The organism is Streptomyces sp. NPDC023541 (assembly GCF_055559995.1).
In genome coordinates, this window is the sequence record NZ_JBVHJO010000006.1 from 179,969 (window position 1) to 188,116 (window position 8,148).

The 8,148-nt window shown below is 71.1% G+C and carries 8 protein-coding genes; 4 read left to right on the top strand and 4 right to left on the bottom strand.

Annotated features, from left to right (window positions below):
- Nucleotides 1-33 precede the first annotated feature (33 nt).
- A complete protein-coding gene (locus tag ACZ3X1_RS17195) occupies nt 34-2,205 on the top strand; it encodes a 3-hydroxyacyl-CoA dehydrogenase NAD-binding domain-containing protein (RefSeq protein WP_467280137.1) in 2,172 nt (723 codons plus the stop codon).
- A 53-nt stretch (nt 2,206-2,258) separates the two neighbouring features.
- Here ACZ3X1_RS17195 and ACZ3X1_RS17200 read toward each other — a convergent pair whose 3' ends face one another.
- Complete coding sequence (locus ACZ3X1_RS17200; protein WP_362623300.1) at nt 2,259-2,930, bottom strand: maltokinase N-terminal cap-like domain-containing protein; 672 nt, start codon at nt 2,928-2,930, stop codon at nt 2,259-2,261.
- A gap of 28 nt (nt 2,931-2,958) precedes the next feature.
- Nucleotides 2,959-3,687 (bottom strand): MerR family transcriptional regulator, encoded by a 729-nt coding sequence (locus tag ACZ3X1_RS17205; RefSeq protein WP_356811916.1) that lies wholly within the window; start codon nt 3,685-3,687, stop codon nt 2,959-2,961.
- Between the two features lie 85 nt (nt 3,688-3,772).
- Between ACZ3X1_RS17205 and ACZ3X1_RS17210 the strand changes: the two genes are divergently transcribed.
- Both ACZ3X1_RS17210 and ACZ3X1_RS17215 read left to right on the top strand, forming a co-directional pair.
- The gene (locus tag ACZ3X1_RS17210; RefSeq protein WP_356811917.1) at nt 3,773-5,614 is read left to right on the top strand and encodes an AMP-dependent synthetase/ligase; all 1,842 of its coding nucleotides are present in this window, start codon (nt 3,773-3,775) and stop codon (nt 5,612-5,614) included.
- Between the two features lie 168 nt (nt 5,615-5,782).
- On the top strand, nt 5,783-6,019 hold the full coding sequence (locus ACZ3X1_RS17215) for a hypothetical protein (RefSeq protein WP_467280138.1): 237 nt from the start codon (nt 5,783-5,785) through the stop codon (nt 6,017-6,019).
- 12 nt (nt 6,020-6,031) lie between these two features.
- On the opposite strand, the gene ACZ3X1_RS17220 is transcribed toward ACZ3X1_RS17215, so the two are convergent.
- Both ACZ3X1_RS17220 and ACZ3X1_RS17225 read right to left on the bottom strand, forming a co-directional pair.
- Nucleotides 6,032-6,304 (bottom strand): hypothetical protein, encoded by a 273-nt coding sequence (locus ACZ3X1_RS17220; protein ID WP_356811919.1) that lies wholly within the window; start codon nt 6,302-6,304, stop codon nt 6,032-6,034.
- A gap of 150 nt (nt 6,305-6,454) precedes the next feature.
- Nucleotides 6,455-6,943 carry a protein NO VEIN domain-containing protein gene (locus tag ACZ3X1_RS17225; protein ID WP_467280139.1) on the bottom strand — a complete coding sequence of 163 codons (489 nt, stop codon included), beginning with the start codon at nt 6,941-6,943 and terminating at the stop codon, nt 6,455-6,457.
- Nucleotides 6,944-7,081: 138 nt separating this feature from the next.
- Between ACZ3X1_RS17225 and ACZ3X1_RS17230 the strand changes: the two genes are divergently transcribed.
- A complete protein-coding gene (locus tag ACZ3X1_RS17230; protein ID WP_467280140.1) occupies nt 7,082-7,678 on the top strand; it encodes a DUF4352 domain-containing protein in 597 nt (198 codons plus the stop codon).
- The last annotated feature ends 470 nt before the right edge of the window (nt 7,679-8,148 follow it).

The window sequence follows — 8,148 nt, forward strand, 5'->3', positions numbered from 1 at the left end:
TCCCCCGACCCCTCCGACACGGAAGTAGCGAACATGAGCGAGTCCACCACGATCCGCTGGGAACAGGACGAGACCGGCGTCGTCACCCTGATCCTCGACGACCCGAGCCAGTCCGCCAACACGATGAACCAGGCCTTCAAGGACTCCATCGCCGCGGTCGCCGACCGCGCCGAGGCCGAGAAGGACTCCATCCGCGGCATCATCTACACCTCCGCGAAGAAGACCTTCTTCGCCGGCGGCGACCTCAAGGACATGATCAGGCTGCGCCCCGAGCACGCGCAGCTCGCCTTCGACACCGGCACCGAGATCAAGCGGTCCCTTCGCCGCATCGAGACCCTCGGCAAGCCCGTCGTCGCCGCCATCAACGGAGCGGCCCTGGGCGGCGGCTACGAGATCGCCCTCGCCTCCCACCACCGCGTCGCCCTGGACGCGCCAGGCTCCAAGATCGGCCTGCCCGAGGTCACCCTCGGCCTCCTCCCGGCGGGCGGCGGCGTCACCCGTACCGTGCGCCTGATGGGCATCGCCGACGCGCTGCTCAAGGTGCTGCTCCAGGGCACGCAGTACACCCCCCAGCGCGCCCTGGACAACGGCCTCGTGCACGAACTGGCCGCCACGTCCGAGGAGATGCTGGCCAAGGCCCGCGCGTTCATCGACGCCCACCCCGAGTCGCAGCAGCCCTGGGACGTACCCGGCTACAAGATCCCCGGCGGCACGCCGTCCAACCCGCGCTTCGCCGCGAACCTCCCGGCCTTCCCGGCCAACCTGAAGAAGCAGCTGAACGGGGCCCCGTACCCGGCGCCGCGCAACATCCTGGCCTGCGCCGTCGAGGGCTCCCAGGTGGACTTCGAGACGGCGCTGACCATCGAGGCCCGCTACTTCACCGAGCTGGTCACCGGACAGACCGCCAAGAACATGATCCAGGCGTTCTTCTTCGACCTCCAGGCCGTCAACGCCGGCCGCAGCCGCCCGCAGGGCGTCGAGCCGCGGCAGGTCCGCAAGGTCGCCGTCCTCGGCGCCGGCATGATGGGCGCCGGCATCGCCTACTCCTGCGCCCGCGCCGGCATCGAGGTGGTCCTCAAGGACGTCACCGCCGAGGCCGCCGCGAAGGGCAAGGCGTACTCCGAGAAGCTGCTCGACAAGGCGCTGTCCCGCGGCCGGACCACCGAGGCGGGGCGCGCCGAGCTGCTCGCCCGGATCACCCCGACCGCCGACGCGGCCGACCTGGCGGGCTGCGACGCCGTCATCGAGGCCGTCTTCGAGGACACCGCCCTCAAGCACAAGGTGTTCCAGGAGGTCCAGGACGTCATCGCGCCCGACGCGCTCCTGTGCTCCAACACCTCGACCCTGCCCATCACCGGGCTCGCCGAGGGCGTGGAGCGGCCCGCCGACTTCATCGGACTGCACTTCTTCTCGCCCGTCGACAAGATGCCGCTCGTCGAGATCATCAAGGGGGCGCAGACCGGCGACGAGGCCATCGCCCGCGCCTTCGACCTGGTCCGCCAGATCAACAAGACTCCGATCGTGGTCAACGACTCGCGCGGCTTCTTCACCTCGCGCGTCATCGGCCAGTTCATCAACGAAGGCGTGGCGATGGTCGGCGAGGGCGTCGAGCCCGCGTCGATCGAGCAGGCCGCCGCCCAGGCCGGCTACCCGGCCAAGGTGCTCTCCCTGATGGACGAGCTCACCCTGACGCTGCCGCGCAAGATCCGCAACGAAAGCCGCAAGGCCTTCGAGGCGGAGGGCCGGGCGTGGACCGAGCACCCCGCCGACACCGTCATCGACCGGATGGTCGACGAGTTCGGCCGCCCCGGCCGCAGCGGCGGCGCAGGCTTCTACGAGTACGACGAGTCGGGCAGGCGCACCCGCATCTGGCCCGGCCTGCGCGAGCACTTCGCCAAGCCGGGCCACGAGGTCCCCTTCGAGGACATGAAGGAGCGGATGCTCTTCTCCGAGGCCCTGGACACCGTCCGCTGCCTCGACGAGGGCGTCCTCACCTCGATCGCCGACGCCAACATCGGCTCCATCATGGGCATCGGCTTCCCGGCCTGGACCGGCGGCGTGATCCAGTACATCAACGGCTACGAGGGCGGCCTCGCCGGCTTCGTAGCACGCGCCCGTGAGCTCGCCGGAACGTACGGCGAGCGGTTCACCCCACCGGCCTCCCTCGTGGAGAAGGCCGAGCGCGGCGAGACCTACCGCGACTGAGCACGGACGGCCGTCCCGGTCCCGCCCCGAGCGGGCCCGGGCGGCCGTCGGCGTCAGCGGTCGGAGGCGGCCAGGTGGGCGAACGGCCCGTGCTGCCGGGCGCCGTCCGGGGCGGACCAGCCGGCCAGCACCCGTCCCGCTGAGCCGTCGCCCTCGGGAGCGCGACCAGGACGGAGCACCCGGCACACGGTCAGGGTCGACACCGGGCCCTCGTCCATCACCGGGCCCACCGTGACCAGGCTCGCGTCGGCGGTGTCCGTCACGGTCCCGGGGCCGGTCAGGTCCTGCGCCATCCCCGCCGCCCCGGTACGGACCTCGACCGTCGGGTCGGGGGCGTCGCTCGCGTTCTGGTCCTGGGCGGTGGTACGGCCCGCCAGCAGGGCGAGCAACTGCTCGACCAGGACCACGTCGTGGGTCCCGTCGTAGATCCATCGACGTCCCAGCACACCGTGCTCGGACGTGCCGATCAGGCCGTCCGCGGCGGATGCCAGCGGCATCCCGCGGTAGGTCATGGGGACCTGGTAGGTGACGGGGGAGGCCCCCGAGGTGTCGGTGACGACCATGAACTCGATGCCGACCTCGCCGTCCGGGTCGTCGAGCCGGAAACCGCCGGCCTTGGCGAGCAGCGGTGCGTCCCCGCCCCGGTACCAGGGCTTCGACGGCAACCAGGAGGCGATCAGTTCGAGCTTGCCGGGGGACATGGTGGTGCGGTGAATGACTGCCATGCGCCGTGAAGTTACCCGATGGCGCCGATCACTCGTCACCGGACGTGAACGCCGTCCGCAGTTCCTCCCGCAGCGACCGCTGGAAGGCCGTCACCAGCGCCTGCACCACCATCGGCTGCATGTGCGCCGACAGAGCCTTCATCGACTCCACCCGCTCCGGATCGCTCTCTCCCTCCGTGAACGGACCCCACACCTCGTCCCGGAACAGCGCCGTCAGCTCGTGCGCCGCCGACCGGGTGTGCTCCACCAGCACCTTGCGCGCCGCCAGGATCGTCTCGTGCGCGATCGGCACGTCGAGCAGGGCGACCCCGAGCCGCAGCAGCCCCACGTCCACCCGGAACCCGTCCCCCGAGGCGGCCAGCACGTTCATCGCCGTCAGCCGCCGCACGTCGGTCTCCGACAGGCTCCGCCCCGCCCGCTTCTCCAGCTCCTCCCGCGAGACCTCCTGAGCCGCGTCCGGGGCCCAACTGGCCACCATCGCCCGGTGGATCGCGAGATCGTGCGCGCTCAGGTCGTCCGGCAGCGCGTCCAGGTAGCGCTCGATGGCGGACAAGGTCATCCCCTGGTGCTGGAGTTCCTCGATCAGGGCCAGCCGCGACAGGTGCTCCGGCCCGTAGTGCCCCACCCGACGCGGACCGATCACGGGAGGGGGCAAAAGCCCGCGGGTGCTGTAGAACCGTACCGTGCGCACGGTGACGCCCGCCCTGGCCGCCAGCTCGTCGACGGTGAGCATCGGCTCGGGTGCCTGGTCGGCCATCGTCTGCGCCTCGCTCTCTGCTCCACAGCTTGGGTTCAACAGTATTGCTGTCGCACCAACGATGTGAAACGGCCAGGAGCTGCCCATGACCACGAACCTGCGACTGCCCGGACGCCCCGAAGAGATCACCTTCCCCGCCCTGCTGGCCCGCAACGCCGCCGAGCACGGGGACCTCCCCGCCCTCTCCTGGCGGGCCGGCACCGACGCGGCCGGGTGGACGACGCTCACCTGGAGCGAGGTCCGCCACAAGGTCGCCGTCCTCGCCGCCGGCTACGCGGCCCTCGGCGTCGGGCGCGGCGAGCACGTCCTGCTGATGATGGGCAACCGCCCCGAGCACTGGCTCAGCGACCTCGCCCTCTTCCACCTCGGCGCCGTGCCCGTCACCGTGTACGGGACCTCCGCGCCCGAGCAGATCGCGCACATCGCCCGCCACAGCCGGGCCCGGGTCGCCGTCGTCGAGGGGGCCCGCGAACTCGTCCGGTGGGAACCGCTGCTGGCCGCCGCGGACGTCCCCCTGGAACGCCTCGTCGTCGCCGAGGCCGCCGAGGCCGGCCGCCACGGCACGTACGCCTCCCTGTACGCGAGCGGCGCCCGGACCCACCGCGCCGACGCCTTTGAGAAGGCCTGGCAGGAGACCCGCCCCGAGGACCCGCTCACCGTCGTCTACACCTCGGGCACCACCGGCGACCCCAAGGGCGTACGCCTGACCCACCGCAACCTGATCCTCCAGGCGGTCCGCCTCGACCGGCGCGTGGACCTGCCCGAGCACGCCGAGCACATCTGCTACCTGCCCTTCGCGCACATCGCCGAGCGGGTCCTCGGTATCTACCTGCCCCTGCTGAGGGCCTCGCACGTCATGCTGTGCTCCGATCCCGCCTCCGTGTCGGCGGCCGTCCGCGAACTGCGCCCGGTGCAGTTCTTCGGGGTGCCCCGGGTGTGGGAGAAGCTCGCCGCCTCCGTCCGCGCGGTCCTCGCGCAGCTCCCCGAGGACCGGCGCAGCGCCATCGAGGCCGCCAACGACCTCGCCCGCGCCCGGGCCGGCCACCACGAGCGGGGCGAGGAGGTGCCCGCCGCGCTCGAAGCCTCGTACGCCTCGGCGAAGGAACGGACGCTGGACCCGCTGCTGCAGTTCGCGGGCATGGACCGGCTCGCCTGGACGGCCAGCGCCACCGCGCCTATGCCCATCGACGTGGTCCGCTTCTGGGCCGGCTGGGGCATCACGATCATGGATGCCTGGGGGCTCACCGAGACGGCCGGGGTGTGCACGCTCAACAGCGCGGACGGCTTCCGGCTGGGTTCGGTGGGCCGGCCGATCGAGGGGGTGGAGCTGCGGATCGCCGAGGACGGGGAGGTCCTCACCCGCGGGGCGACCGTCTTCGGCGGCTACCTGCGGCCGGACGGCTCGGTGGAGAGCGCCTGCGACGCGGAGGGCTGGTTCCCCACGGGCGACGTCGGCCGGATCGACGACGACGGCTTCCTCTGGATCACCGACCGCAAGAAGGAACTGATCATCACGTCCAACGGGAAGAACGTCTCGCCCGCGCTGGTGGAGAACACGGTCAAGGAGCACCCCCTCATCGGCCAGGCGCTGGTGCACGGCGACGGCCGCTCCTACCTCGTCGCCCTGCTCGTCCTGGACGCCGAGCTGGCCCCGGTCTGGGCGGCCGCCCGGGGCATCGAGGCCGCCTCCCCCAGCGCGCTGGCCGAGCACCCCGCCGTCCGGGAGGAGATCGCCCGTGCGGTCGAGGCGGCCAACGCGCGGCTCAACCGGACCGAGCAGATCAAGCGCTACCGGCTGCTGACCGGGGAGTGGGGCCCCGAGACCGGGGAGCTCACGCCCTCCCTCAAGCTGCGCCGCCGGGTCGTCCGCGACAAGTACGGCGCGCTGATCGACGGCCTGTACGAGGAGCCGCACGGCGCCGTGTGACCCCGGCGGCCGCCGGCCGGCGGGCGCCCTCGCGCCCACCGCCGGCCGGCGGCGCGGGAGTCAGCGACCGATCAGCGGGTAGTGGTCGGATAGAGACTATTCAAAAACAGGTAGATGCCCCTCAGCGCTCGGGATGCCGTGCCGCCCGGCGCGCCGCAGGCTAGGGGCATGGACCGTGCGCCGATCCTCGTGCACCGGATCTCCCCGTCGAGTGGTCGGCGGGTCGTGATCCGGGTTCGTGGCGTCGACACGGTCCTCGGCGTCGCCTACAACGACACGGACCTGATCGAGTTCCTGCGGCGCATCGACATCGACGACCCCGACGAGTTGGTCCTCGGCGACTCCGAGGTCATCGCGTGGCAGGGCGGGCAGCCGCACTATGCGGTCGGCGTCGGCGAGGCGTGACCGGCCTCCGGTCTACATGGCCGCTCGTTCCTCGCGGATGTCGCTGACGCTGGCGAGGAGGGTGCCTTCCGACTGTTCGTAGTGGGACAGGGCCAGGCCGAGCCCGAAGAAGGTGGGGGCCCATTCGCCCACGAAGATTCCCCACCGGTCGGCGCGAGCGATGCCGGCGCCCGGTTCGGCGTTGAGGGACATCGCCCATGCGGCGATGGATAGACCGATCGAGGCGAACGCTGCCGTGTACGCGTGCTCGCTTCGCATGCCCATCTCGTGCAGCTTCTTGATCATGGCCATCCCTTGTGTGTGAGGGGGAGGATCTCCTTCAGGTTCACCCGGCTGGCGCGTGTACGCATCCCGGCGGTGTGGCGGCCGGGCGACGACGGCGCGGACAGGCGGGCGAGGAACTCTGGACATGGATCGACCTGCGCCCAATCTGACCTACGCGACGACCTTGCCGAGGGCCAAGACGTCCGCCTGCCCCATGTGCCAGTGCCCTTCATCCTGCACCCGCGAACTGCCGTGCTGCGTTCCCGGGGTGTCGCCGTCCAAGCGATGCCAAGGGAGGCGGGCCGGCTGATTGACGACGACGAGTCCGGGCTTCGGCGTTCGGCATTCAAGAGCGACGTAGAGCCACCAGTCCTCACCACATCCCAGCATTGCGCTGTGCTGCCGGTCGAGGATGGAAAGGCTCGTTGGCCCACCCCGGCCCTTGACCTCGATCAGCCTAGCGAGTGAGCCGTCGGGGTGTCGCGAGACTAGATCGCAGGTCAGACGGTTCACGTCTTTGTGCCGTTCGGCGAGCCAATCGCGGACCTCGCTCCCCAAGTTGCCCCAGTTGTTGCTGACGTCAGTCGCCTGTCGCCCCTGTGCCTGTTCATACTCGACGGCCAGGGCCATGGCGATTCGCTCTACCGTGTTGGCGATCACCCAGCCGAGCTTGCCGCCGGGTTCAGCCGAGGCGGTCGGTTGTTGAATCTTCGATTGTCACGGTTCGGCTACTGCCGCACCCTGTCGCCCGCATCCCCCTACGGTGACCGCATTCGCACCCGTCCCCTGGGGGTTTCCATGTCGCAGCAGTTCCCGCCGCCCGGCCAGCCGCAGCCCGGATACGGCTACCCGCCCCCGCCCCAGCCGAAGAAGAACAGCGCCGGGAAGATCATCGGCTTCGGGTGCCTCGGAATCGTCGGCCTGTTCGTTCTCCTCGCGATCGTTGGTGCGCTCATCGGCGACAGCGGCGACAGCACCGCCGAGAAGAAGCCGACCCCGCCGGCGGCCGCCGCGTCGTCGGCGCCGGCGAAGGCCCCGGAGTCGAAGCCCGTGGAGCCGGAGAAGAAAGCCGACGTCGTAGTGGTGGCAAAGGCGGCGGAGTTCAAGAAGACGATCCTGGCGCAGGGCGACGGCTACACGAGCGTGTCGGTGACCGTCACGAACAACTCGTCGAAGCCGATCAACGTCAACCCGCTGTACTTCGCGATCACCGACACGAACGGCACCAAGCACAACTCGGAACTCGGCGTAGACGAGAACCAGATCGGCACGGTGGAGCTCGCGCCGGGCGAGAACGTCACCGGTGCGGTCACCGGGAAGGGGGCGTTCACGCCGAAGGCGGTGACGTACACCGACGGGCTGATCGGGAAGTCAGTGCGGGCCGACGTGTCCTGACCCGGCTGGCTGCTGCGCCCCACCTGCGCCCACTCCGGGGTGGGGCGCAGCTGTGTGCAGGCCACCGCGCGGCCTACATGGGCGGGCCCGCTTCCCCGCGCCGCTGGTCCGCGAGTCGGGCCCGCAGTTGGAGCAGGATGATCCGGCGGAGTGCTTCGCGTTCCGTCTCGATGCCGTCCTGCAGGAGAAGTCGCCACAGAGACCATTCCTGGCGGAGCGCTGGCCGGATCTCCCGGCACTGGTAAGCGAATCTCGTGCCGTGCGGCTGCGGGGGCACTCCGGCGGGCAGTACGGGGCCGGGGACGCTTTTGTTGTACCGCGGCTGCTCGATGGAGATCGCGTCGCGTGATGCGGGGGGGGGGGGGGGGGGGGGGGGCCTGGGGGGGGGGGGGGGGGGGGGGGGGGGGGGTGCGGGGGGGTCGGGGGTGCGGGCGGGGCCGGGGGTGCGGGGCCACGGGGGCGGGGCCTTC